This window comes from Hahella sp. NS-SX17 (genome assembly GCF_057367735.1).
Genome location: NZ_CM170632.1, coordinates 3,946,850 through 3,972,020 on the forward strand (window position 1 = coordinate 3,946,850; position 25,171 = coordinate 3,972,020).

Consider the following 25,171-nt stretch of genomic DNA (forward strand, 5'->3'; position numbering starts at 1 on the left):
TCAGGTGAAAAAAGAGATCGACACAGTGCGAGCTTCTCGTGCAGGCCACACGTTTCATGAACGATGGGCTGCACGTCGAGCTTTACAACTTGTATTTCCAAAAGATGGCCTTTTTGCCATAGCCGTAGAAGGTATTTCTACGAATGAAACAGCCAAGCCAGGCGATGAAGCTGAAGATATTGCTGACCTAATTTTATACTTTGGCGAAGGTGACACCTTTCAAACGTGTCAAGCGCTTAAAACTATTCAGTTCAAATATAAGGCTTCTCCAAAACCAATTACATCGTCTTATCTTAAGAAAACGATTAAAAAATTTGCAGCCACTTTGGCTGGATACGAAAAGGAATATAACCGAGTAGAAATCGATTCAAAACTAACATTCTCGTTTGTAACGAATGCAGATCTTTCAGCACATCTTTGGGAGGCGTTACGTTGCCTAGGGGCGGGCTCTAAACCAATCGATAGAGCCGCGTGCGAACAATACCAAAACCTAGCAAAATGGTGTGAAGAAGCGGGGGTTTGCCCTAGTCGTCTTTACCCAATGGTAGAATTTCGCGCATCGACGATGAATCTTCCAGCGCAAAATCGTCGACTTCGCAAAACACTCAGTGATTGGACGCCTGGTGTGGATAGTCTAGCCCGCATGCGCCTCCATAGCTTAGAGGAACTTGTCCGGGAAAAGGCTGGCCTGTCTGGGCAACAAAACAACATTATCAAGTGCGAAGACGTTCTTGATTCCCTTGGGTGCGAGCCTGAAGACCTCTTTCCCGCAAGTACAGAGTTTGTTGATATTGGCATAGTTATAGAAAGAGAGGTAATGCACGATGGCGGCAATATTCTGAGGAACACGACATCTCCAGTTGTCATTTATGCAGATGGAGGAGTTGGAAAAACAATCTTCATCCAAAGTCTCGCTCGTTATATGGAGGCCGAATTTGAAACGGTTATATTTGACTGCTTTGGAGGAGGAAGTTACCGAGCAGAAGACCAAGCTAGGCACCTCCCGAAAGTCGGTCTACTCCAAATTGTCAACGAACTGGCCTCTCGCGGCCTCTGTGATCCACAACTCCCCTCTGACGGAGACCGGCATGCACTAATTAAAGCCGCGCGAAAACGCCTCGCACAAGCAGCGACAACAGTTAGAGTCCAATCTTCTAAAAGTGGTGTATTGGTAATCATTGATGCTGCTGACAACGCACAGCTTGAGGCCGAACACCGAGGAGAAGACGCCTTCCCTAGACTTCTCCTTGCAAGCCTAAGCAGAGAGCCAGTGGATGGAGTAAAGCTGGTTATGACGGCAAGACCTCACCGTTTGGAGAGTGTTGTCGGAAAGAGCCAAGTTAGTTACTTTAAACTCGGTTCTTTTTCTGAAGGCGAAACACGTCGTTTCTTAAATATCAAACGTGCCAACCTAACAGAGTTGGAGTTCTCGACAGCCCTAGCGCGCTCATCTGGAAACGCACGAGTTTTAGACTATCTGGTAGCAACCTGGGACGAAAATATTTCAGGCTCAAAATCAAGAGAAGAAATCACTGTTGAGGAGCTAATTCAGCAGCGTTGCAACAAAATTCGTAATGATCTCCACCTAACTGGATGGAGCGATAATGAGATCAAACAATTCTTCGTAGCAATATCCCTTCTCCCCCCTCCAATCCCTCTAAACGAAATGGCCGATGCATTAGGCTGGCCGCAGACCAAAGTAAACAGCGCAGTTGCTGATCTTGCACCGTTTATCGAGCTACTCAAGCATGGCGCGATTTTCCGAGATGAGCCGACAGAAACATCTATTCGTGAAACCTATGCAAAGGAAAAAGAAGCCCAACAGGAAATCGCTGATAGGCTTTATGCACACCAGAGTAGCTCTGCATACGCAGCAGAGGCGTTGCCGTACTTCCTTGTCGTAATTAATGATATTCAACGCGCCTACGTACTTTCTGCGTCCGATGACTACCCTGCCAGCATCCAAAGTGAATATGGAAGGCGAAGATTACGGCTCTTGCGTCTGCACGCAGCCTTCAGCTTAGCAGTGAAGATGAGAGACTACGATCGCGTGCTAAGGCTTACCATGCAGCTTGCCCAGGTGGCTTCTGCAAATGCCAAAGGCGATGAATTCATACGTCGTTCTCCGGGGCTATCGGTATGTCTAGGCGATCAAGACGTGTCGCGGCGGCTCTATCAGGATCGCTCGGGATGGCGTGGAGAGCGAGACTCTAGGCTTACCGTTGCGTTGACCTTTCAAAGGGAGATGGGTGAGGCGCACATCCACCACAATCGAACCATCGGCTGGATTAACTGGTACTATCAAAACTACAAAAATGATGACCTTGACCGGAGAGGCCCTTCAGAATCTGACTTCGCTTACATCGTGTTCCTAAGGATCCTAGAAGGCGATTATGTTGGCCAAGATAATAATATTTCGAAGTGGAACTTTCGCTTCGCCCTTTCCGTTTGTCGCAATGTTATAGCACTTGCGATCCAGTATGAGGCGCTCCACGGCAATCGCATTCTGAGTAATCTTGCTATATATGCATCAAGTAAATCCTGTCAGTCCCTGGCTCTTCAAGTATCCTTACTTTCGAGTAAAAGGATTCTCAGTTGTAGTGAATTAAAGCGACTTTCCCGTGCATTAAGCTCAACTGCGAAGAATATAGTGGGAGATATATTCGAGAGATCTTATGATCCCAGTGATGAACACCAGAGTTGTATTTGTGATGCGGCACTTTCAGCGCTTATTCACGGCTCGCGCCAGTCAGCGTCGAATATTATTCGAACAATCAATGTCGAACGTATCACGCGCTATGACTATGGGGTACGGCGCACCCCCTTCCTCGCGTGGAATCCAATTCTATACGCCAGCGTTGGCGCATGGTCAGCTGGACAAAAGTTACGCTTTCACCATCTATTGCCACGTGAGGTCAAAAAGAGCCGTTCCGTCAAAGCTATTATCGAACCAGCAAAACTTTCTCAATTCCTTGCCAGTTTGAGGGATGTTCCAGTCAACAAAGGAAGACGCGCGAATCGCAATGACAGTTCGAAGAGGCTATTTAGCAGTGGTGATTGCGAAAACATAACAAAAGGCATTGAGTTGATTCTCTACCTCTTAGAACCTCTCCAGCATGCGGTCATATCTCGACGGGCTATCAACGAATATGACTTTCATGATTTTCTCAATAAATGGAAAAGCAAACTAAGATTAAATATCCATTGGGGAGCAGAAAATGCCCAAGATCCTATAGCAAGAAGTGTTGGGCTGAGTCTTGCCAAAGTATTCCTTCAACACGCAACCACTACTTCTGTGGACAACTGTCAAACACTAATGAGCATCCTTGGCAGTGGAAGATTCACAATACAAGATAAAATTGACGTGTTATTTCTAATTGCGCGGGTTGCGAATATTCAGGAACAAACAGGGACGTTCGCACGCATAGTCTCGGAAGATATTCGACGAGATGAGTACATCATCCAGCGCGCGGACCAATACTCCAGGCTTGCTGAAGCCCTCCTCCCCCTAAGTGTTGAAGAAGCCAAGCTGTACTTTCGAAACGGACTTTCCCAGCTCGACCAAGTGGGCAGCGACGACCGCGATATAATCTACTCACTTTTGCAGTATGCTGCCGAGCAACATGGAGGATGGCTTAAACCAGCACTGGGGCATCGCCTGATGAACCTTTGCCAAGCAATATTTCAAGATGATCCGAGTAAATTCGACTGGACTCTCTTTGGGCAGGCTGCCGCACAGTCTGTAGGATACCAAGCGCTTTTCAAACTTATAAGGTGGGCAGACCAAGATGTATCTGACTTTTCGTACGGACTTCCCCAACTCGTTTGCTATCTCGCAAAGAACGAGCGACTAGATTCAAGGCGTTCCGCATTTATCTTGTTACTCTGCGAGGAGCACGGATGGCGTGACTGGGAGATAGGAGATGGCCTGGGAGATATTTTAGATGCTGCGAAATTGGCAGACCAGTCTACGATTTTCAACACCATATTCTCAAAACTTGAGCTTGAGTATCCGTTTGGGGGCTCAGAGTATCTATGGCTGAGCCTTTTGAAAGTGGCGAGGAAATACCCAAATTTATCGAATGAGAAAGTTTTAAAAACTTTAGAACTTCTATGTCAGAGAGCACATACCCAAGAAGCCGATGAAGATAAGCAGCAAGATATTTACACCAGCCCCTTTCTATTTACTAAAGAGCCTGACGGCAAAATTAAGAAGAAGCAGATCGAGGAAGAGTTCAGGCGGATCGTTAGAGATTGTGATATATCTTCTCCCTCTTCTATTGATGCGGCAATTTGCATTATTCGGGAAGACCCGTGTTTCGAGTTTAATGCAAGGAAGCGCCTGATAGGCTGGCTACGAGATAACTGCGCTTACAGTAGACGCGTTGAGTTCATTAAATTGTTGGCTGACTTAGTCGAGCTTGATTTCGATGATGCTATTGATGCAATCAGGGACTGTGTTGAGCTGTGGAAAAATTCTTCTCTCCATATTTCGTCAGGCAAAAAAGATTTTATCCAGAGACTCTTTGATGTTAGAGGCTCAGAACTTTTTAGCCTTGGGCATATCAATATTCCTCGCGAAATACGACACCTAGTCGATTTGTGTGGTGATGAGAACTTCGTTCTAAACTTGATCTTAGACACATTAACAAAGGAAAAAATCGAGCTCACAGGTGAAGAGTGGCTTCAGCTGGCGATAAGTCTTTGTTCGAATACCTCCGCCAAAGCCAACTTGGATGCATTTGAGAGTTTATTGTCTGGGCCAGCAGCAAAAGTAGCCGATGAAATTGGAGAGGGCATTTTTAATTCTGCTTATTTGCCAACGGAAAAGCAAAGTTCGATAGTGGCAGAAATTACTTGGCATCTTCTCGGTAATGAAAAGACATTCATTCGCTGGCAGGCAGCACGGAGCATCAAAAATCTAGCCGATCTGGGACTATACGATGATATTAAAGTACTACTTGACGGTTTTGACCAAACTAAAGTAAGTGCTCTTACCTCTGAAAGTGTAAGCACTTCGCGTTTGAACGCGGAGCAATGGTTGCTCATGGGCCTATCCAGAGCTAGCAGGTATCACGGGCCTTCTCTAGCATTTTTGCGAGACAAGCTCGAGAACCTAGCAAGGCGTAATGATTTCCACGCGATCAATAAGATCCATATTTTGAGGTGTTTGAAGAATATCTCATGCATGTCAGAGCAACCACTATACATTCGGGAGCTTGAAGATGAAATCTATAGTCCAGCCAAAGGATATGAGGAGCGTGACGCCTGGCCTAAACCTGTTGCTGCCAAGACTGAGTTTCATTTTGACTATGAATTTAATAAGCATGAAGTTTCTAGTTTGGCCCAATTGTTTGGGGTATCAGAAGGAGAGGCTGCCGATTTTGTTGCTTATGAAATTCAGAAAAAATGGCCAACAGCAAAGGGCATGAACTATTTTCGTGACCAGGACCGCTATGGACGAAAAGATCCTGAGCGTTTTGAGGAATATAGTCAAAGTGTTCAGCGGCATGCTCTGATAGCAGCAGCAACAACCCTAGCCAAGTCCAAGCCCGTCATTCGAAACAGCTATGAACCGATTAGTGTACGCCCTTGGGTTGACTGGCTTCAGAAGTATGATGTCAAGTTCAATGATGGAATGTGGCTTGCTGACCATAAAGATAGAGTTCCTGAGCAAGCCAAGGAGCTCTTCATAGTTCATTCTATAGGCGCAGAGGCACTTGAGAGTGACGAAACATTACTTTGTAAGATTGGCGTAATTGCAGAAGCTTCGGAAGCCTTTTTTCCGATATATGGGTCCTGGAAATCACGCGATAACGTAAACGTTCGAATCGTATCCGCGCTTGTTCCATTGAGAGGTGCGATAGGGCACTGCCGTGCATTAGCGCGAGAGCCTAGTTATGACATCTGGCTTCCTACTTTTAATACAGACGGCCTACCTGACGAAGATATGAAGCAAAGAAATTTCGAGCCTCTCATATGGACTCCAGATAGTTACCCTATCGGCATTGATGCCGGTGACAAATTGGCGACGTGTTATGCCGCGGAGAGAACTAAACTTGGTATAGAAATCACTCAGAGACTAAATCTTAGTCCAGATGGGGATTTCCGAGAGTGGTATACGCAGGATGGAAGCTTAGCGCTGAGGAGTCAAGTATGGGGTCAATGGCGACCAAGTCAGGGTGATCATCGCAGTTGGTTTCAAGATGATGGATGCATGCTCTGGACGCGCTCGAAATGGCTAGATTCAGCTTTGGCAACGTTAAGCCGTGCACTAGTAATGCACGTTAATTTTCACAGGTACAAGTCATACAGTAAGTACAATGAAGCTCCTGAGCTTCGTGCCGTCTATATTGTTTTACGAAAGCCTAATGGCCAATTGCGTTACTGGAAGGCTATGAACGCATCGAAAGTGACTGAATAAAAGGTAACTGATAAAACAAAACTTTAATTTGCTTACACTTGGAGTAAATGTGTGCTTCCGGATTTATTGTCGCCAAGATGCCCTTTAGACTGAAAGCAACCACCAACTTCTCAACAGCCACATCCGTTTATATCCACCGATCTATTTCTCTTCCCGGCTCTGAACGCAACACTAGCAACAACTTAAACAGGCTTGGCGGCGAACCCGCTCCCTGTCGTTTTTCGGTATCACACAGGTTTTGTCTATGTCCAACCTCACAGGCGGCGTTTCATTTCAGACGGACAGGAGCTATCGCGCCGACGCGATGAGCGCCTCGGTCGCGGCGGGAAGTTGGCGTGGCGAGGGGGTGAGTCTGGCGAGCAATGACAAGTCGCTGTTCGCATCTGCGGCGGAGGAGATGTCTTTTCTGCGCTCGGAGAAAAAAAGCGAGGACCTTAACAAACGCAAGATTGGCGAACGGCCTCTGCATAAAACCCAGGCGCTGGAAAAAGCGTTGGCGTACGTGGAGAAAGCCAGGGAGCTGGATAAGGAAAAGCAGCTCAAGCCCTTTCTGCATCAGCTGTTAACTCTGAGCGATCCCGCTAAAGCGGAGATGCGTCAACGCGCTGCGCAACAGTTTGCGGATATTTCCCAACAGTATCTGGCGCTGGTGTTCGTCCGCGATCAGTTGCGACGCAAACGCAAGGCGGGCGACGCCAGTGTGGATGAGTTACTGGCGTCAGTGGAAGCCGCGCTGGATGACATGCTGGAGGAAAACGGCGCCGCCATTCTCGCGGGCGTCAATGTGGCGGAGGTCGCCACCCAGTTCAGCGACAAACAGCTCGGCGCGCTGAATGAACTGCGCCAACTCTACCGTGACGCCGTGCTGGACTACGGCAGTCTCACCGACACCTTCCGTAAGATCCTGGCCCAGTATGGCGAGGAGCGTTTTTCCGAATCCGTCGCCTACCTGATTTCCGCATTGGGCGTTGACCTGGGGTCGGAAGGCCCTTCGCTGCCTAAAGAACGCCTGCGCATGATTGTCGAAGACCTCTACGCGCTGCAGGCGCTGGAAGGGCTCGACGCGGAGTGTCGTGATTTTCTCGCGCAACTGGAGAGAATCTACCGCTCTCAGACCCCGCTCAAGAAATACACGCTGATGGAGCAACTGCTCGCCCTGCTGGAAAAGAAATGGGTCGGCGTCGAGCAACTGGGCGGCGTACTGAAGGCGTTAAACATTCCGCCCGCCATGACCATCTACTTCTGGCGCGGCTTCAAGGAGCTGTTGCGGGCCATTCCGCTGAAAGCGTACCGCGACCCGTTTGAGCGGGACAAATTGCTGACCGTCATCCAGGAGCGTCTGGATCTCAGCATTGAGCAAGAAGCCGAACAACCTTAACGAGGCCCAAAGTGAAAGCCATTTTCCCATTCGCCAAGGAGTCGCGCTCATGATGCAGGACGCCGCCGTTCACCTAACGATTACCGAGTTCCTGCAACAATTGGGATTTGCCGATTTTATCTGGCGCGGCGAGCCGCTGACGCTGGCGTTTGAGCGTTCGGGAACGCTGATGATCGAGCCTCACGAACAGGGTTTGCTACTGGTGCGGCTGCAGGAAATCAGCGAGTACGACTGTGCGGATTTGATCCCCAAAGCGCTGCGCGCGGTGCATTACGACCAGCCCTTGCCGTTGCGGGCGCACACCGGGATGAAAGGCGCCAGTCAACTGGCCTTCATCGTCGCGCTGTCCCGTCAGCAGTTGTCCATCGCCACCCTCAACGAGGCGCTGGGCGTGCTCGATTATCTTCATCAACAACTGAATCAATAGGCAGGTGATCCATGGATCTGGTGACTTTCACCGAAGGCGTGCAAAGCATTCGCGTTCACGATAACGACGGACAGGACGCCAGTACGACCGCCAACGCCCCTTCCCGGCCTTTTGTGCCGCGAGGGGAATCCGTCGTCCAGCACACGGAAAAGCTGTTTCTGCGTCATGCGACCAGTCAGGAGATGCTGCGTACTTTGATTGGGCCGTCCGGCGCCGCCGGGGTCGATCCTCAGGATTTTGACGACGTGGCCGCGTCCACCCAGTCCGCACTAGCGGCGCTGGAGCAAGAGGCGGAAACCAGCAGCGATCCCGAATTCCGGCAAACTCTGCAAAGCGCCGTCGCCATTCTCAACGCGCTGTATGAAGACCGGCAATTGCTGCGCAGCAATCTGAGCGCGCTGGAAAAACCATGAGACCAACTCAATCCGTCGCCACTCTTCCACTCGCCAGCGCCACGAGCAGACTGCAGCCGCAACAGGCGGCCTGGCTGCAGGAGGTGACCACCGTGTTTCTGCAATGCCGTCAGTACGCCAAGGCGCAACCGCTGCTGCGTCTGCTGATCAGACTGGCGCCGGACGACCCCGCGCCGCTGCGACAGATGGCTTATCTGTGCTATCAGCTCGGCCGCTACGAACTGGCGCTGAAATACTGTAAGGCCTGCGAGAAACGATTACAGGGCGCGTCGGAAGCGCGTTTGTCGCTGCTGCGCAGCCATTGCCATCTCAAGCTGGGACAAAGAGAACCCGCGCTGACTCACTATCTGCAATTTTTAGCCACAAGGACTCCGTAATGACCCTCGCACGCCTGAACCAGACCCTGCAAGTGATCGCCGGGCGCAAAGACATTCTGTTCGCGGCCCTGTTGGTGGCGATTATTTTCATGATGATTCTGCCGTTGCCCACCGCTCTGGTGGACATCCTCATCGGCGTCAATATGGGCCTGGCGGTGGTGTTGCTGATGGTGGGGGTGTATCTGCGTTCGCCGCTGGAGTTCGTCGCCTTTCCCTCGGTGCTGCTGATCACCACCCTGTTTCGTCTGTCGCTGTCCATCACCACCACGCGACTGATTCTGCTGCAGGCGGACGCGGGCTCCATCATCGAGGCCTTCGGCGGCTTTGTGGTGGGCGGCAATCTGGTGGTGGGGCTGGTTATTTTCCTGATCATCACCGTGGTGCAGTTTCTGGTGATCACCAAGGGCTCCGAGCGTGTGGCGGAGGTCAGCGCCCGTTTCTCTCTGGACGCCATGCCCGGCAAACAAATGAGCATCGACGGCGATATGCGCGCAGGCGTGATCGATGTGGACGAAGCGCGCCACCGCCGCTCTCAGGTGCAGAAAGAAAGCCAGTTGTACGGCTCCATGGACGGCGCCATGAAGTTCGTCAAAGGCGACGCCATCGCCGGTTTGATCATCATTGCGGTGAATATCCTCGGCGGTATCGCTATCGGCACGCTGCAAAACGGCATGACCTCCGGCGAAGCCCTGGAGCTATACGCCATTCTCACCATCGGCGACGGCCTGGTGGCGCAGATTCCCGCGTTGTTTATCGCCATCACCGCTGGCGTCATTGTCACCCGAGTCACTACGGACGAGTCGGAAAACCTGGGCGCGGACATCGCCAATCAGATCGTCAGCAAACCCCAGGCGATCCTGATCGGCGGCGGCTTACTGTTCGCCTTCGCGCTGATTCCCGGCTTCCCCACCCTCACCTTTATCGTGCTGGCGTTAACCTTGACGGGCATTGGCGTGTTCACCCTCCGACAGTCCAAAAACGCCGGCGCGGACAAGCATCCTCCTCTGTCCGCCATGGCGGCCGCCGGCCAGCCTCCCAGCAAGGCGCAGCTCAACGAAGCGGAAGAGTTTACCTTTACCGTCCCGCTATTGGTGGACATCGCCGCCGACGCGGAAGACGCCCTGGACCCGAATGCGTTGAATGAGGAAATTCTCAAAATCCGCCGCTCTCTGTATCTCGATCTGGGCGTGCCGTTTCCGGGCATTCATTTGCGCATCAATCATGGCTTGAGCGACGGCCGCTATAAGATTCATCTGCAGGAAACGCCGATTGCGGAGGGCTTTATCAAGCCCAAGCAGTTATTGGTGCGCGATCAGAAGGAGCAACTGGATCTGCTGGCCATCAAGCATAACAGCGAAGTGGAGCTGCTGCCCGACGCCCCCGCTTATTGGGTGGAGCAACGTCATCAGACCTCGCTGGACAAGATGGAAGTCGCCTACCTGACCCCGCCCCGGGTGTTGAGTTATCACCTGTCGATCATCCTGAAAAAGTACGCGCAGGAATTCATCGGCATTCAGGAAACCCGCTTCCTGCTGGAGAAAATGGAAGGACGCTATGGCGAGCTGGTGAAGGAAGTGCAGCGTCTGCTGCCGATTCAGAAGATCACCGAGATACTGCAGCGTCTGGTGTCCGAGGACATTTCCATCCGCAACCTGCGCAGCATTCTGGAGGCCTTGGCGGAATGGGGTCAAAAAGAGAAGGAAACCGTGCTGCTGACGGAGTACGTACGCAACAGCCTGCGCCGCTATATCAGCTACAAATACAGCAACGGGCAGAATATCCTGCCGGCGTATATGCTGGATCAGTCTCTGGAAGACGCCATTCGCGGCGGCGTGCGCCAGACCTCCTCCGGCGCCTACCTCGCCCTGGAGCCGGACACCACCCGCAAGATCGTGGACATCGCCAAACGCACTGTGGGCGACTTGAATCCCGGCGCGCAAAAAGTCGTGGTGATCACCTCCATGGACGTGCGCCGCTACCTGCGCAAACTACTGGAAAGAGACATGCGCCAACTGCCCATACTCTCCTACCAGGACTTGACGCCGGAAATCACCATCCAACCATTGGGAAGAATCGCGCTGAGCTATTAAGGCAACGGACAGGCAATTTCTTTCTATTTGTCTGATCTGGTCTGACGACGACAGGGTCTGCTTATCTCAGGCCCAGTTTCTTATCCCCAGTCGCCATATCAATCATTACCCATCAAGCCGACTGATCCGGCCGATACACCTGAACGCTCTCCTGCTCATTGGGATCATTACGGGACACCAAGGCAATGGCCTCCTCCGTATCACTCAAATTGATCGGCTGATGCGGCACCCCATCAGGAATAAAAATAAAATCCCCTTCCTTGTTCACCACCGACTTCGACAAATTCTCGCCATACAGGGTCTTAACATTGCCCTTCAACAAATAAATCGCCGTCTCAAACCCATCATGAAAATGCGGCTCCGCCCGCGCCGAAGGCGGAATCACCACAATATTCATCGAAATCCCGGTAGAACCCGCCGTTTTCCCGGAAATTCCCAAATAATTAGGCAACTTCTGAATCGTATCAATCGTCCCCTCCGGCCTCACCGTCACAATATCTTTATCCAGATTCATATTTGCTCTCACTTGTATTGTTGTGTTGATCTCTCAGGTGAAAATAGTCGCAATTAGCTCCAATAAAAAGCTTTATCGCGACTATTTCTTGGCCTTTGCACATTCCCCGGGAGCGCGGGCGACTCGCCCGCAAGGTCGAAATAGTATGTACTTGATCTGGCGCGGCATAAGGATATTTGGTTGCCTTCATGACACATTAGATTTTATGATTCAACGCTCAATATCTCACTCTATATAATTGAGCGCCTCTTGCATGGACGAACAGGAAGTTCTAGTACTGATCAGGAACAAAGGAAAATTTAAGGATTCCACTCAGGACGTTACTGCTATTTTCAACCGGGCAGACAAGATTCACGTCACTTTTAAAAGTGGAAAAACCTTTCCGTATAACAAGTCCAATGTGCGGATTTATAGCCACCCGAAGACTATAGACCTTGACCAATACATTGTTCACCTCAAAAGTGGTAACAATGCAAATTGGACCAAAGTGTTAGTCTGCTCTTCTCAAATTGTCTTGTTCAAACAACAAGAGCTTTTTCTACACAGGATCGATGAGGTAGATATTGTGCCGAATATCGCGGCGACCCCGTCAGCGAAGCAGTTGACAGCCTATTATCGTCAGATCGCTAGTCTGTTAAGTGAAAAGTCCGCTCACCTTGATTTTTTCTACAAAAACAAGCTCAAGCAAATTGCCGCAAACTCAGTACTTAACAAATTTATCAGCAAAGAACCACCTCAAGCATACCTGCCTCCCCAATTAACGCTTTTCCCTTTTGGAATTAACCCCTCACAACGCAAGGCCGTCTATAACGCCCTTAGCTTTCAAATAAGCATCATCCAAGGTCCGCCAGGAACTGGTAAAACGCAGACTATCCTTAACATCATCGCCAATCTGCTATCACAAGGAAAAACCATCGCTGTTGTTTCAGGAAATAATTCCGCCACGGAAAACATCCTGGAAAAGCTGGAAAAGGAAGGCCTATCTTTTCTCGCAGCCAGGTTAGGGAATAAAGGTCTGCAAGAGGCTTTCTTTTCAACTCCACATACACACCCCGAGTGCGACAGTTGGCGTCTGCCAATGGAAGAATTGAACAGACTTAGTAGCATCCTTGGAGCAATGAGCGAACAGCTCACCGAACTACTTGAAACTCATAATCGTCTAGCAGTTATTCAGGAGCAGCTTAATCGTCTCGTCATTGAAAAACGTTATTTTGACAGGTACTTTTCTAACCAGCCCTTTAGATTGAGAAACCTTTCATTCGCCAACTCCTGGTCAACTCCCAATCTATTGCGCTTTCTTACGGAGCTGAAACATTACACCCAAGAGGGTAAGTTATCATGGCCAGTCAAATTACGATGGTTGTATAAATATCGCATTTACCGGTTCAGAGACCTCGATAATGCAAGCGATATGATAACCAAAGGCGTTGCGCAGGAGTATTACGAAAAGAAGGTCGTAGCCCTTGAATCGGAACACGCTGCCTTGGAACAACAGCTGAGCTCCCGCGATTTCAACAGCTTACTCCATCAGTATCACACTAACTCATTGCGGCTTTTCAAACACCACATTTCTCGTCATTATCAGACCTTGAACTCGCCTCAATTCACAATCAAAGACTATAAAAATCTATTTCATCAATTCCAGAAGCGCTTTCCGATTGTCCTAAGCACAACTGACTCAATTATTAACAATAAAAACGAAAATTCGATTTTTGACTATATCATTGTGGATGAGGCGTCTCAGGTTGATTTGCTGACAGGATTTTTGGCTATGTCTTGTGCGAAAAATCTGGTCGTTGTTGGAGACCTTAACCAACTCCCTCACATCCCCAACAATTGCCTAGATGAAAATATAGATATGGAATTCGATATTCCATCTGGATACAGCTATTTCCATGACAGTCTGTTGTCGTCTCTAGATCAACTGTTTTCAGACACAGCACCAAAAGTTCTGCTCCGTGAGCATTATCGCTGCCATCCACGCATAATCGACTTCTGCAATCAGAAGTTTTACGGCGGGCAGCTAGTCGTTATGACTGATGATACAGACGACCCTTTCAGGATCATAAAGACAGCTCCTGGCAATCATGCCAAACCTTCTAGTGAAGGAGGAAGTCAGATCAACCAACGTGAGTTAGACACGATATGTAATGAAGTGATCAACACTAGTTTCGTACAAAGCTGTAGCGACACCATCGGTATGATTACCCCTTATCGCGGCCAAGTTACGCTTGCGCTAAAGCAAATTTCACTGCCGGGCCTACAAATTGATACGGTACATAAATTTCAAGGAAGAGAGAAGGAAACAATCGTTTATAGCACCACCGCGAATAAGCCCAATAAATTTAATGACAACCCAAATCTACTTAATGTAGCTGTATCGCGGGCAAAACAGCGGCTCATAGTAGTTACTTCAGGAAACTCCTTCAAACAACAAGGTTCTAATATAGGCGACTTGATCAGGCATGTTGAATATCAGTCTTTCTCTGAGAGCATATTTGAAAGCAAGGTTATCTCAATTTTTGACTGTCTTTATAAAGAGTATTCAGATGCACTAAAACAATTTCGCGCAAGAGTTAAAGATAAATCGAAGTATCTTTCAGAAAATCTGATGGCGGCACTGCTTGACAAACTACTAATGGAAGAGCGATTCAATGCTTTTTCATACAGTATGCAGTATTCCCTAAATCTATTAGTAAAAGACTTTAGCCAGTTAACATCCGAGGAGTCTATGTTTGCCCGCAATCCGGGTAGCCATGTTGACTTTCTCATTTTTAATAAGCTGGATAAGCAATCAGTGATGGCTATTGAAGTTGATGGAGACGCATTTCACCGGCTTAATCCCAAGCAACTACAACGAGACGCTCTAAAGGACAGCATCTTACAGAAGATAGAGCTTCGATTAATGCGCTTTCCTACAATTGGTAGCGGTGAAAAAGAGAGGCTAACAACGGCCTTCGACGATATTCTAACCAACATTCCTCCTTCCCCTGATGAGCAGTTGGAGCCACTTCATTAATCATTTAGGGTACTGAGAGTACACACCTTGATAATTTAAATGTGGGAGAAAGGGTCGCCGGCCCCATTAGCAATCGATAATCTCGGCTCCTTTGCGGGCGAGCCGCCCGCGCTCCCAAAAGTCCGTACCACCCAAAATTAGATCCCCCGGCTGATACAGCCCCTCCCTCTCCCCCTTTAATCTGCCCCTAAACCAAATATCAATCCGCTTTCGCGGTGTTTTTTCAGGGGGTGGATGCTATGGATCAGACAGTCTTCAGTGATAGCGCGTTTTCCGCGTCCAGGACCAGGTTGTTGCGGTCGTTGGTGGAGCAGGCGGATTTCTCACAGGTGCGGGGGCGGGTGACGCAGGCGGTGGGGACGATTGTTAAGGCGTCTGTGAATGGGGTGCGGATTGGTGAGATTTGTGAGTTGGTGGACCCGGAGTCGCAGCGTTCCATTCTTGCGGAGGTGATCGGGTTTTCCAGGCAGGAGGCGTTGCTGACGCCGTTGAGTGAGATGGAAGGTCTGTCCGCTCATACCGAAGTGATTCCCACCGGCCGCAGCCATGAGATCCAGATCAGCGAGGGTATTTTGGGGCGGGTGCTGGACGGCCTGGGCGCGCCCATTGATGACGGCGAATCCCTGACTGGCGGCGTCCCTTATCCCATTATCAGCGCCTCCCCTAACCCATTGACCCGCAGGCTGGTGGAAGCGCCCATGACCACCGGGGTGCGCGCGATTGACGGCATGCTCACCTGTGGCGAGGGGCAACGTATGGGCGTGTTCGCGGCGGCCGGAGTCGGCAAGAGCACCCTGCTCTCCATGATCACCCGCCATACGGACGCCGACATCGTCGTCATCGGCTTAATCGGCGAACGTGGTCGCGAAGTCAGAGGATTTATCGAGCGGGATCTGGGCGCGGAAGGCATGCAGCGCGCCGTGGTGGTGGCCGCCACGTCCGACCGGCCCGCCATGGAGCGGGTGAAGGCGGGTTACGTGGCCACCGCTATCGCAGAATATTTCCGCGATCAAGGCAAACGGGTTCTGCTGCTCATGGACTCCGTCACCCGCTTCGCCCGGGCGCTGCGGGAAATCGGCCTGGCGGCGGGAGAACCGCCCGCGCGCAGAGGCTTTCCTCCCACTGTATTCGCCACCCTGCCCAAACTGCTGGAACGCGCCGGCCCCGGGGCCAAAGGCGCGATCAGCGCGCTCTACACCGTACTGGTGGAAGGCGACGACATGACCGAGCCGGTGGCGGACGAAGTGCGCTCCATTCTGGACGGTCACATCGTGCTGTCACGCGCCTTAGCCGAATCCGGCCACTTTCCCGCCGTGGATATTCTCGCCAGCAGCAGTCGCCTGATGAACGACATCGCCACGCCGGAACAACTGCAGCAGGCGCGGCGGCTGCGGCAGCTATTGGCCCGCTACAAGGAAATCAAACTGCTGGTCAGGATCGGGGAATACCAGCCGGGAACGGACCCGCTCGCCGACGCCGCGATCAAGGCCATCGAACCCATTAACCAGTTCCTGAGACAGCATGATGGAGCCCCCTGCTCCATGGCGGACACGCTGGCTCAACTGCAATCCCTGGCCCAACACTAACGGAGACTCAGCCATGATCGCCAGCACCGCCGAAATCAAACAGCACCGGACAAACCGTCAGGCCAGACAGGTCAAAAGCCTCGAAATCGCACTGTCAGACCTGCGTGAGCGCAGAAGTCAGTCCGCTCACGCATTCACCGATTTCCAGCAATGGCGTCGCCGCGAAAGCGACCGCCTGTTTGCGGAATTGGCCGGTAAACCCGCCAGCCTGCAAGAGGTGGACGACTACAACAGTCGGGTGGCGTATTTCAAAGTTCAAAGTAACGACCTGGCGGTCCAGCTCAAACAGATTCAAGCGGAAGAAGCCGCCGCCGAACAAAAACTGCAAGCCGCACTGGATCAATTAAAAGCAGCGCAAAAAGCGCAGGAAAAGTTCGCCATTCTGGCCGAGGAATTCCAGGGAGCGCTACAGCAGAACCGCATTCGTTTTGAAGAGCAGCAGGCGGAAGAAATGGAGGCGGACAGCCTTCGATTTCCCGCCGGGGCTACTGCGGGTTTCGGTTTGGGGATGGAGGCGTCAATATGAATGCGCAGCGCCCGCAAGGGGAAATCAGGACCGCCGCAAAAGAGCAACCTGGTGCGCCCAAATTTCGCAGCGATGAGCAGAGAAAACCAATGGTGGACGAAGAGGCGTTAGCGCGTTTTCAGCGGCAGTTTGAACAATTTGAACAAAGGGAACAGGAACGTTCCGATCAGGGAAACGAAGCCGCTCACTTACTGCAAGGCGGTTATCTCTCGCCATTGCATGATCCCCGCTATAAACCCGCCATGACAAACGCAGCGACGCCAACTTCGCCGACGGAGGAACTCGCGGATCTGGTGGCGAAGCTGGTTGACCAGATGTACGTGAAGCGTTCCGAAACGGCTGGGCTGCAAGAAGTCAGAATGGACCTGAAAAGCCCGCAACTGCCGGAGACCATGCTGCGCATCGCCAAAGTGGACGGCGTTTTGACGGTGCAGTTCGCCACCGCCGCGGCCGCCAGTTATCAGCAACTGCATCAGAGCCGGGCGAGCCTGCAGCAATCATTGCAACGTCGTTACGGACAAGACGGCGTCAAGGTCAAAGTGGACATTGTGCATGGACGCGATACGGATTCGATGGTCGACGCCTCTTCCCAGTCTGCCGAATATATCGGGAGGCCGCTGTGACAGCCTTGCGTATACAAGCAGCTTCCGTCGCCATGCAGCGATTGGCGCTTCCCCAGGTAGACCCGGTAGCGCTTCGATTGCAGTCGTTATTTCCTATTGGCGCAGGAACCATATTTGAACTGGCGGCGACGCCGCTTGAAGTGCAGTTCGCCGCAGCAAAAGAAACTCGTCCTCTCGCCTTCGGCGTACGACTTCGACTTGATCAATCTTCAGCGTTGTTACGCTTCGACCAACGCCTTCTGGACGCCCTGCTTTCAGCGTTAGACGAGCGTGCAGGCCAGCCCGAAGACGGAACATTGGCGTCGCTGCCGTTTGAGAAAATCCCGGAAATGCTGCAACTGGCGTTGTTGCAGGCTGCGCTGGCGCCATTGATCGATCAGATATCCGCGGCCAGCGGCTTGCACATAGAGGTCGAGACGATGCTACCCGCGCCTGTTCAGGAGCAGGGTTCCGTCAGCCTGTTTTGTCGGTGCGTTTATGGTCGCCAAACAGGTTGGGCGTCGATCGCCCTTTCTCATGAGACCCTCGATCTGGCGCAGGACGCTTTCGGTTTGGTACAGAAAAGGTGGCCACGCCACGGGTCGCAATCGTCTTCGACGCTGGCCATCACTCACCTGCCTCTGGCGCTCAGCGCGTGCATCGATGGTCCCACACTCACCTATGACGAACTCCGCCAATTGAAGTTGAACGACATGGTTCTACTGCCGCCGGCCTTGATCAATCCAATTGGCGATTCACCCGCCGTTGGCGTTTTTTCCGTCGCGCTTAACGTCTGCGACAGGCGTTTAGGCTACGGGACATTGCAGCGTCAGGACATCACTCTCACCCATATCAACACGGATCAACCTATGACACACACAACGACTCCCAACAACGACGCACCGTTGCAGCCGCTGCATGACCTTCCCGTTGAGGTGGTCTTTGAGGTCGCCCGCCGCACCGCCACCCTTAGCCAGATTCAGTATCTGGCGCCCGGTCAAACGATCGCCCTCGACAAGCCTTTATCCGGCGCCGTCACGCTGCTGGTTCAGGGTCAGGCCATCGCGGAGGCCGAACTGGTGCAGGTAGGCGATCAGATCGGCGCCCGCATCACACGCTTGTCGCTCACGCCTGCCGTCTCTGCTGAGACTGGGCCTATACAGGAGAGCGAACAACAGAAAGAACAGGAGAATGAGCATGACGTTGCCTGATCCTTTTTACCTGACCCTCGGGTTGGCGGGCATCGCTCTGATCCCGTTCTTTGCGGTGATGGCTACGTCCTTCGTGAAGATCGCCGTAGTCTTAGGGTTACTGCGTAACGCTTTAGGCATTCAGCAGATCCCGCCGAACATGGCGCTCTACGGGCTGTCCATCATCCTGACCGCCTACATCATGGCGCCGGTGGGCATCAGCGCCTACAACGAACTCAGCAGCCAGCCGATCTCCCTGGAGAATACGCAGGAGTTGAAAGCGCTCATAGACACCGCTTCGCAGCCTTACAAGGCGTTTCTGCAACGACACGGCTCGGAGGATGAGCAGACGTTTTTTCATGAGACGGCGGCGGAAATCTGGCCGGAAGACGTCGCAAAGGGCCTGGAAAAAGACAGCTTTTTTGTGCTGATTCCCGCCTTCACCGCCAGCGAACTCACCAGCGCCTTTGAAATCGGGTTTCTGATTTATCTGCCCTTCCTGGCGATTGACCTGATCATCTCCAACATCCTGTTGGCCATGGGCATGATGATGGTCTCCCCCATGACCATCTCCCTGCCCTTCAAGCTGTTGTTATTCGTGCTGATGGACGGATGGACGCGTCTTATCCATGGACTGGTGCTCGCCTATCAATAGCCGGCAGCCATTCATCCCATACACAGAACCGCCGCAGAAAGAACTCAAGTACGGACAAGCGTTTGATTAGAGGCCGATAAAACCGGATGACAGAGAGTGAAGCTATGACCGAAGCCGACGTTATTCAATACACCACGGAAGCGCTGATGCTGGTGCTGATTCTTTCCATGCCGCCGATCCTGGTGGCGACCTTTACCGGCGTGCTGGTCAGCCTGTTGCAGGCGGTGACGCAGATCCAGGAGCAGACCCTGGGGTTCGCCGTGAAACTGGTGGCCATCGTCGCTACGCTTTACCTGACCGCGCGCTGGCTCGGCATCGAGATGTACCAGTACACAGTGCTGGTGTTCGACGCCATTCCCGATGTGGCTGGTTGATGCAAACCAAGAACCGATGCGAGCGAAGATCGACTGATGAATATTGAACTGATCTCCCACACGTTGTTTGTGTTCTTTATGTCGTCCGCGCGCATGCTGGCGATGTTTATGATGCTGCCGTTTCTGTCCAAGCAGTCTTTGGGCAACGCGATGATCCGCAACGGCGTGGTCGCCAGTTTTTCCCTCATCACCTATCCGCTTGTCGAGCATGGTATGGACGCCCAGACTTTGGACGGACTGCATCTGCTGTTGATCATCGTCAAAGAAGTCGGTATTGGCCTGGCGATGGGATTTGTACTGGTGATGCCGTTTTGGGCCATTGAATCGGTGGGCTTTTTTATTGATAACCAGCGCGGCGCGACGATGGCGAGCGCGTTGAATCCGCTGTCTGGGTCACAAACATCGCCGCTGGGCATTCTGTTGACGCAGTCCCTGGTCACCCTGTTCTTTATCAGCGGTTCTTTTCTGCTGATGCTCTATGTGCTGTACAAGAGCTACGCGGTCTGGCCTGTGTTTGCATTTTTCCCTTCTCTCTCACTGGACGGCCCTGGTTTCTTCCTGGCGCAACTGGACACCTTGATGCGACTTACCGTCCTGCTGGGCGCGCCGGTGGTGATCGTGATGTTCCTGACCGAGTTTGGCCTGGCGCTGATCAGCCGCTTCGCGCCGCAACTGAACGTGTTCATCCTGGCGATGCCGCTAAAAAGCGCGGTGGGACTGGCGCTGCTGTGCGTCTACGCAGGCTTTGTAATCCGCTATTTCAGCGAGCTGCTGGCAGATATCGACGGTCTGCTGCAACCGCTGTTTAACCTCTTGTCTTGATCGACCCTCAGTTAGCGTAAGCCTTCACGACCACCCATACAGATAAATGTAAGAAGACCATAGCGATGAGTGAAAAGACCGAAAAGCCCACCCCGAAAAAGCTCCGCGACGCCCGTAAAAAGGGTCAGGTGGCGCACAGTAAGGAGCTGGTGTCCACCGCCATGATGATCGCCATGTACGGACTGCTGTTCGCTTCCGGTTATGGTTTGGTGGAAGCGCTGCAAAGCCTGATCGATTTGCCCCCACGCTTCTACGGTCAGCCTTTCGGGGAAGCATTGCAGGCGGTGCTGAATGGCGTGTTCGAGAAGAGTCTGGACATCCTGCTCCCTTTTATCCTGTTGGTGATCGTCACTGCGGTGGTCGCTAATGTCGGGCATGTCGGCCCGTTGTTCGCCATGGAGTCGATCAAGTTCGATCTGAAGAAAATCGATCCGGTGGAAGGCGTCAAGAAGCTGTTTTCAGTACGAAGCCTGGTGGAGTTGCTCAAGTCCATTGTAAAAATCCTGTTCCTGTCCATCCTGATCTACTGGGTGATCACCGCCAATCTCAACGACATCAGCAAACTCCCCCACTGCGGCTCAGACTGCATCATGCCCTTTATCGGCCACCTGATGCTGCAGCTGGCGATGGTGTCGATGTTCGCGTTTGTGATCGTAGCGGTGCTGGATTTTCTTTATCAGAAGCATGAACACCAAAAGCAACTACGCATGACCAAGGATGAAGTGAAACGGGAATACAAAGACGCCGAAGGCAACCCGGAAGTCATCGGCCAACGCAAACAGATTCACCGGGAAATGCTGGACGGCGGCATGATCAGCCAAATCAAAAAAGCCTCCGTCATCGTCACCAACCCCACCCACATCGCCATCGGCATCTACTACGACGGCGATAAACGCAGCCTGCCAACCGTCATCCTCAAAGCCAAAAACACCACCGCCCAAAGAGTAAAGAAAATCGCCGCCAAAGAAGGCATCCCCATCATGGAAAACATCCCCCTCGCCCGCGCTTTATACGCCCAGGCCGAACTGGAGAACTACATCCCTTCAGAGTTGATAGAACCGGTGGCGGAAGTGTTGAAGTGGGTGGCTGGGTTGGAGAGTTAGGGCGAAAATACAGTTCTGGATACCCCTATATAACTCTCACACCAAGACTTTTATATCGCTCTCTTGAGCTTTGTCGAATATATAAACTAATGGATATCCCTCTTCCTTATTATCCACATATAGCATAGCGCCACCGGAAACATCGGCAAGCCCTCCAGAAAGCATCACATCGCCCCGTGCACCATTGCATAGAGGAAGCCATCCACTGACTTGAAGATAGGCATTCAATTTTTTAAAGCTGTCAAATAGATTACTGCCTGAAAATGAGCAGCCACCTATAAAACTTGACGCTATAGTTATAGAGCAGCCATCGTGCTCTAACTCTAAGCTTTTCAACTCTCCATTTGCCAACTTTTTTACTGGTATATATTTAGCTATTTTTCTCACTTTCAAAACCCAGAATAGCAAGCATTAAAATCAGGCAACATCTATATCGTAGATATGTATACTGTGCATTCTCTAAAAAATGCACCATTTCACTTACCCTTGGCTCATTATTCTCTAATTCTTTACAACGCGTGTTTCATTCTTTTAATGAAGCTAGAGTTTGCTTATATTCACCTTCCATTAGCCCATACGCATCATCATTACAAAATAAAAGCATTTCACGTAACGCATTCATAAAACCTGTCTGATACATATTTGGTGAAGATTCTGGAATATGTCTGCTTGCATTTTTTAAAAAATAGCCGATATATTTTTTGTATTTATCTAAGACCAAATAAAAATCCTGCGAGATTTCCACAAGATACGATGCGCCCTCACGCGTATTAGTTACAAAAAGAACATCCTTCTCGTATGAATAAAAGGCCTTCTCTTGCATAGGAATAACTATTCCTTCTGCATTCAAGTCTTCGAGGAACACAGGAAAAAGCGCGCCAACTCTCTCTACTTCCTCATCTAGCAAAGGGTAGAATAGAGAGGGAACTGTTAATAGTAAAAAAGATAGCTCTTTAGTTTCTTTGTCAACGAGAAACCAGTCATTGGCAGAGAGCCCGCTAAAATTTTCACTACCTATTAAATTAGAAAAATCGTCCTCCACTTGGTATAGATCTTTATATTTACTATCCATAAATATATTGAAACCGCCCAAATTCCAATATATCTCACCCATTGCAAGCCTCTTAGACACCCCTTCTCGGGTACACCAGCAGTCTACCCATTACCACCGTAATTTTGATTTGCAGGAAGGGGTGATTACGAATTAAAAGGGCTACCAGATCTGATAAATGTTAGCGAGCCATCATTATTCAGAGTAACTCTTCCTGTTTCCTTAAGGTTAGATTGAAGCACCGTAATCAGTTCTTCATTTACAAATTCTGAAGAAATGATATCAAGCCAATAGACTCCATTAATTTCATGCCTGTCAATATCAGACACACATTTCTCAAAGTCATATCCACACTCTTCAACCTGCCACGCCATCAATGTCCGAGAAGCAGGCAGTTTTGCATGTACTTCTTGTATATCTCCCACCAGGGAAAGGACAATATCAGAGTTCTCATTTTTGGGTATAAGATAGTCATCTATCATAACCTCAATGCCCCGAATAGAGCCGTCTCCATCGCAGCTCATAAATCCAACCTGAATCATCGCGTCATTATACAGGTATGTAATATATCCCAAATGCTTCCAGCCAGATAAAGCAGCTGCTGCTTCTGATATAGTGCCAGACTCAGTATACTCAAAGTCATAGTCAAAATCAGGATCGCTCAATATACACTCATTTCCAAACTTAATCTTACCGGAGGCTGTTATTAGTTCATTAAACCTCGTGATCGTAGACTCTCTGCTAATATTATTCTCAGGGAGATGAAGTATAATGTTGAAATATGCAGGCATGCATTCCTCTACTTGCTTAAGATACTTAAACTTTCATCTAAGCCCTATTCACACTAACTAGCTCACCAAGTACCTCCAACGGGAAGCCATTTCCATACTCCAAATATGAGGAGCGAAATCCGTCCCTAGCTGATGAAATTATGCAAGCCTGGGCGCCCGAAGTATGTTCAAGCAGGATCTGAGCTAGGAAGTCATGGTCTTCCTTGAGTCTTATAGAACTTACGCCAAGCACTTCCTCTATTACATCTATGCGGCTTTCTCCAAGGTCTACTTTTTGGTAGTTCTGACGTACTACTTGATGCATCCGTATCTGGCTTAAGCAAGTAATATTAGTTTTCTTGTAAAGCTCTTTCATCCTTAGTGCTTGAGACCACTCTATTAAGTCCAGCTCTCTAAAAAAGTAGCTCAGCGAAGCACACCCTTCAATTATCAGCTCAGGATAGTTGATGTACCTTATTACATCAACGCCTTCGGCTTCATCTCGCTTAATATGGCCCTCAATTATGGCATCGAAAATATTCGAAATATCAGTATCTTCATTATTCATTTGTGGCATTGAAAGCTTTACAGTGAGCAGACCAGACTTGGATTTCTTCGGTAACAGTCATTTCCTTGCCGTGCGCTCGTGATCAAAGTAGTAGCGGGAGGCCTTCTCGCCCTGGATGTATGCTAGCAGCCTATATCGGCTATTACACACATTACTCCGGCATTTCATCCATACCTGTCGTTTTCTAAAAACTCCTTCGGCATATATTTTTCGGGCAACTGAGAGTCTGGATCTAAGTAGCCATTCCAGTCCCACTTAACCAGGAAGGAAAATAAGTCATGATATTGTTCTTGAATTATTTTCTTTTCCTCTTCATTTCCACTTATATTGGCGCTACGCCAACAGCGAGCCAAGTATGATAGTGATAGCTCTATCCTTTCTGACAGTTCATCTTCAATCATCTTTGCATCCCCATCCAGTTTGAACAGTGTATTTTTTAAACACCAAAAGAGCTCAATGTAATCGAGTGATTCTCTTCAATAAAACTCGACACATCCTCTAAAGAAGAAAATGATGCTGTGGACTCAGAAATTACTTCATCTGAGTCATAGCCAAGCGACAGATCCATCAACATGACATCAACTATGTAAATATTATTCTTTTTTGAAATTATTATGACTTTTGAAATTGGTGGTGATGATGGCGAATAATGCATCCTTTCCGAGTAGGCCACGTTTCTTTTATTTTTTAGGTGACGTGCTATTTTTTTGAATTTTTTCGTATGCATTTCTGATTTATGCCAGGCTGACTAGAACAACATTGCCTTTAAAATTGATGCGATATTAAAGAGGTAGGAGAGCATTTCTGAACTGTCCTTTTCGATTCAACCGATTTAACTATGAGTTATTCAGAGGTTCCCTAGTAAAAAATGGATATGCAAAAATAAGGCTTTCCTTTTCTAGGAGATAACTCCTCCAAAGATATACCTGACTTTTCTTTTATGAATAACAGTGCATCACTTAAGCTTGAGAATATCTTACACTCAAAAATCCTATAATTATCTCCGCCGCCATCGTCAAAAAAGCTTTTCTCTGGAAGGTACTCAAGCTCACTCAAAAATGCTTTATACGATCCTGCATGCTTCTGTATGGCAGCCGTGACAATAAGTTCACTTTTGTTTTCATTATAAAACTTTTGAACTCCAATCTGCTTCCCATTCTCGACATACCGTATTGCATCCTCATTATTCATATCTTTACTAATTTAAACATCACCAGATTTTTTATTTAATCTTGAGTCCGTTGCATATTTTAATACAAGCTTTTTTTGTTCGCCGACTTTG

Annotated in this window: 22 protein-coding genes; 15 read left to right on the top strand and 7 right to left on the bottom strand. The window is 49.9% G+C overall.

Features of this window, described 5'->3' with window-relative positions; translation table 11 throughout:
* The first annotated feature begins 4 nt into the window (after positions 1-4).
* The 6 genes from AC2IBB_RS17580 (at position 5) to sctV (ending at position 11,109) form a co-directional block, all read left to right on the top strand.
* Positions 5-6,424: a P-loop NTPase family protein gene (locus AC2IBB_RS17580; RefSeq protein WP_486328070.1), complete on the top strand. Its 6,420-nt coding sequence runs from the start codon at positions 5-7 to the stop codon at positions 6,422-6,424.
* Between the two features lie 244 nt (positions 6,425-6,668).
* On the top strand, positions 6,669-7,802 hold the full coding sequence (sctW, locus tag AC2IBB_RS17585; RefSeq protein ID WP_486328071.1) for a type III secretion system gatekeeper subunit SctW: 1,134 nt from the start codon (positions 6,669-6,671) through the stop codon (positions 7,800-7,802).
* Between the two features lie 49 nt (positions 7,803-7,851).
* Entirely contained in the window at positions 7,852-8,229 is a 378-nt protein-coding gene (locus AC2IBB_RS17590) for a YopN chaperone SycN-like protein (RefSeq protein ID WP_486328072.1), read from the top strand.
* 11 nt (positions 8,230-8,240) lie between these two features.
* On the top strand, positions 8,241-8,642 hold the full coding sequence (gene sctX, locus AC2IBB_RS17595; protein WP_486328073.1) for a type III secretion apparatus assembly protein SctX: 402 nt from the start codon (positions 8,241-8,243) through the stop codon (positions 8,640-8,642).
* Entirely contained in the window at positions 8,639-9,019 is a 381-nt protein-coding gene (locus AC2IBB_RS17600) for a hypothetical protein (protein WP_486328074.1), read from the top strand. The genes sctX and AC2IBB_RS17600 overlap by 4 nt, the downstream gene beginning before the upstream one ends.
* Positions 9,019-11,109: a type III secretion system export apparatus subunit SctV gene (sctV, locus tag AC2IBB_RS17605; RefSeq protein ID WP_486328075.1), complete on the top strand. Its 2,091-nt coding sequence runs from the start codon at positions 9,019-9,021 to the stop codon at positions 11,107-11,109. The genes AC2IBB_RS17600 and sctV overlap by 1 nt, the downstream gene beginning before the upstream one ends.
* A gap of 112 nt (positions 11,110-11,221) precedes the next feature.
* On the opposite strand, the gene AC2IBB_RS17610 is transcribed toward sctV, so the two are convergent.
* The gene (locus AC2IBB_RS17610; protein ID WP_127970494.1) at positions 11,222-11,623 is read right to left on the bottom strand and encodes a cupin domain-containing protein; all 402 of its coding nucleotides are present in this window, start codon (positions 11,621-11,623) and stop codon (positions 11,222-11,224) included.
* Between the two features lie 253 nt (positions 11,624-11,876).
* On the opposite strand from AC2IBB_RS17610, the gene AC2IBB_RS17615 reads away from it, so the two are divergent.
* The 9 genes from AC2IBB_RS17615 (at position 11,877) to sctU (ending at position 21,500) form a co-directional block, all read left to right on the top strand.
* Positions 11,877-14,642 (top strand): AAA domain-containing protein, encoded by a 2,766-nt coding sequence (locus AC2IBB_RS17615; RefSeq protein ID WP_486328076.1) that lies wholly within the window; start codon positions 11,877-11,879, stop codon positions 14,640-14,642.
* Between the two features lie 239 nt (positions 14,643-14,881).
* Positions 14,882-16,228, top strand: coding sequence for a type III secretion system ATPase SctN (gene sctN / locus AC2IBB_RS17620; RefSeq protein ID WP_486328077.1), 1,347 nt, complete (start codon positions 14,882-14,884; stop codon positions 16,226-16,228).
* 13 nt (positions 16,229-16,241) lie between these two features.
* Positions 16,242-16,754 carry a type III secretion protein gene (locus tag AC2IBB_RS17625; RefSeq protein WP_486328078.1) on the top strand — a complete coding sequence of 171 codons (513 nt, stop codon included), beginning with the start codon at positions 16,242-16,244 and terminating at the stop codon, positions 16,752-16,754.
* Positions 16,751-17,377 carry a type III secretion HpaP family protein gene (locus AC2IBB_RS17630; protein WP_486328079.1) on the top strand — a complete coding sequence of 209 codons (627 nt, stop codon included), beginning with the start codon at positions 16,751-16,753 and terminating at the stop codon, positions 17,375-17,377. Before AC2IBB_RS17625 ends, AC2IBB_RS17630 begins: the two co-directional genes overlap by 4 nt.
* A complete protein-coding gene (locus AC2IBB_RS17635; protein ID WP_486328080.1) occupies positions 17,374-18,567 on the top strand; it encodes a FliM/FliN family flagellar motor switch protein in 1,194 nt (397 codons plus the stop codon). The genes AC2IBB_RS17630 and AC2IBB_RS17635 overlap by 4 nt, the downstream gene beginning before the upstream one ends.
* Complete coding sequence (sctR, locus tag AC2IBB_RS17640; RefSeq protein ID WP_486328081.1) at positions 18,554-19,201, top strand: type III secretion system export apparatus subunit SctR; 648 nt, start codon at positions 18,554-18,556, stop codon at positions 19,199-19,201. The genes AC2IBB_RS17635 and sctR overlap by 14 nt, the downstream gene beginning before the upstream one ends.
* 86 nt (positions 19,202-19,287) lie before the next feature.
* The gene (sctS, locus tag AC2IBB_RS17645) at positions 19,288-19,575 is read left to right on the top strand and encodes a type III secretion system export apparatus subunit SctS (RefSeq protein WP_431689426.1); all 288 of its coding nucleotides are present in this window, start codon (positions 19,288-19,290) and stop codon (positions 19,573-19,575) included.
* Between the two features lie 36 nt (positions 19,576-19,611).
* Positions 19,612-20,397 carry a type III secretion system export apparatus subunit SctT gene (gene sctT / locus AC2IBB_RS17650; protein WP_486328082.1) on the top strand — a complete coding sequence of 262 codons (786 nt, stop codon included), beginning with the start codon at positions 19,612-19,614 and terminating at the stop codon, positions 20,395-20,397.
* Between the two features lie 65 nt (positions 20,398-20,462).
* A complete protein-coding gene (sctU, locus tag AC2IBB_RS17655; RefSeq protein WP_486328083.1) occupies positions 20,463-21,500 on the top strand; it encodes a type III secretion system export apparatus subunit SctU in 1,038 nt (345 codons plus the stop codon).
* Positions 21,501-21,536: 36 nt separating this feature from the next.
* Here the strand turns inward: sctU and AC2IBB_RS17660 are convergent, their stop codons facing one another.
* The 6 genes from AC2IBB_RS17660 to AC2IBB_RS17685 all read right to left on the bottom strand — a co-directional run bounded on the left by AC2IBB_RS17660 (position 21,537) and on the right by AC2IBB_RS17685 (position 25,080).
* Positions 21,537-21,887 carry a hypothetical protein gene (locus tag AC2IBB_RS17660; RefSeq protein WP_486328084.1) on the bottom strand — a complete coding sequence of 117 codons (351 nt, stop codon included), beginning with the start codon at positions 21,885-21,887 and terminating at the stop codon, positions 21,537-21,539.
* 136 nt (positions 21,888-22,023) lie between these two features.
* Positions 22,024-22,614, bottom strand: coding sequence for a hypothetical protein (locus tag AC2IBB_RS17665; RefSeq protein ID WP_486328085.1), 591 nt, complete (start codon positions 22,612-22,614; stop codon positions 22,024-22,026).
* A gap of 83 nt (positions 22,615-22,697) precedes the next feature.
* Complete coding sequence (locus AC2IBB_RS17670) at positions 22,698-23,216, bottom strand: hypothetical protein (protein WP_486328086.1); 519 nt, start codon at positions 23,214-23,216, stop codon at positions 22,698-22,700.
* Positions 23,217-23,379: 163 nt separating this feature from the next.
* The gene (locus AC2IBB_RS17675; protein WP_486328087.1) at positions 23,380-23,889 is read right to left on the bottom strand and encodes a hypothetical protein; all 510 of its coding nucleotides are present in this window, start codon (positions 23,887-23,889) and stop codon (positions 23,380-23,382) included.
* A gap of 164 nt (positions 23,890-24,053) precedes the next feature.
* Complete coding sequence (locus AC2IBB_RS17680; RefSeq protein ID WP_486328088.1) at positions 24,054-24,290, bottom strand: hypothetical protein; 237 nt, start codon at positions 24,288-24,290, stop codon at positions 24,054-24,056.
* 457 nt (positions 24,291-24,747) lie between these two features.
* Positions 24,748-25,080, bottom strand: a complete 333-nt coding sequence (locus AC2IBB_RS17685) for a hypothetical protein (protein WP_216740528.1) — start codon at positions 25,078-25,080, stop codon at positions 24,748-24,750.
* Between the last annotated feature and the right edge of the window lie 91 nt (positions 25,081-25,171).

Bases quoted from the DNA above. Each gene is read 5' to 3' on its own strand.
- sctT (WP_486328082.1), top strand. From the start codon at position 19,612: ATGAATATTGAACTGATCTCCCACACGTTGTTTGTGTTCTTTATGTCG.
- sctU (WP_486328083.1), top strand. From the start codon at position 20,463: ATGAGTGAAAAGACCGAAAAGCCCACCCCGAAAAAGCTCCGCGACGCC.
- AC2IBB_RS17625 (WP_486328078.1), top strand. From the start codon at position 16,242: ATGATCGCCAGCACCGCCGAAATCAAACAGCACCGGACAAACCGTCAG.
- AC2IBB_RS17610 (WP_127970494.1), bottom strand. From the start codon at position 11,623: ATGAATCTGGATAAAGATATTGTGACGGTGAGGCCGGAGGGGACGATT.
- AC2IBB_RS17685 (WP_216740528.1), bottom strand. From the start codon at position 25,080: ATGAATAATGAGGATGCAATACGGTATGTCGAGAATGGGAAGCAGATT.
- sctV (WP_486328075.1), top strand. From the start codon at position 9,019: ATGACCCTCGCACGCCTGAACCAGACCCTGCAAGTGATCGCCGGGCGC.
- AC2IBB_RS17590 (WP_486328072.1), top strand. From the start codon at position 7,852: ATGATGCAGGACGCCGCCGTTCACCTAACGATTACCGAGTTCCTGCAA.
- AC2IBB_RS17630 (WP_486328079.1), top strand. From the start codon at position 16,751: ATGAATGCGCAGCGCCCGCAAGGGGAAATCAGGACCGCCGCAAAAGAG.
- sctX (WP_486328073.1), top strand. From the start codon at position 8,241: ATGGATCTGGTGACTTTCACCGAAGGCGTGCAAAGCATTCGCGTTCAC.
- sctW (WP_486328071.1), top strand. From the start codon at position 6,669: ATGTCCAACCTCACAGGCGGCGTTTCATTTCAGACGGACAGGAGCTAT.
- AC2IBB_RS17680 (WP_486328088.1), bottom strand. From the start codon at position 24,290: ATGATTGAAGATGAACTGTCAGAAAGGATAGAGCTATCACTATCATAC.
- AC2IBB_RS17665 (WP_486328085.1), bottom strand. From the start codon at position 22,614: ATGGGTGAGATATATTGGAATTTGGGCGGTTTCAATATATTTATGGAT.
- AC2IBB_RS17600 (WP_486328074.1), top strand. From the start codon at position 8,639: ATGAGACCAACTCAATCCGTCGCCACTCTTCCACTCGCCAGCGCCACG.
- AC2IBB_RS17675 (WP_486328087.1), bottom strand. From the start codon at position 23,889: ATGAATAATGAAGATACTGATATTTCGAATATTTTCGATGCCATAATT.
- sctR (WP_486328081.1), top strand. From the start codon at position 18,554: ATGACGTTGCCTGATCCTTTTTACCTGACCCTCGGGTTGGCGGGCATC.
- AC2IBB_RS17615 (WP_486328076.1), top strand. From the start codon at position 11,877: ATGGACGAACAGGAAGTTCTAGTACTGATCAGGAACAAAGGAAAATTT.
- sctS (WP_431689426.1), top strand. From the start codon at position 19,288: ATGACAGAGAGTGAAGCTATGACCGAAGCCGACGTTATTCAATACACC.
- sctN (WP_486328077.1), top strand. From the start codon at position 14,882: ATGGATCAGACAGTCTTCAGTGATAGCGCGTTTTCCGCGTCCAGGACC.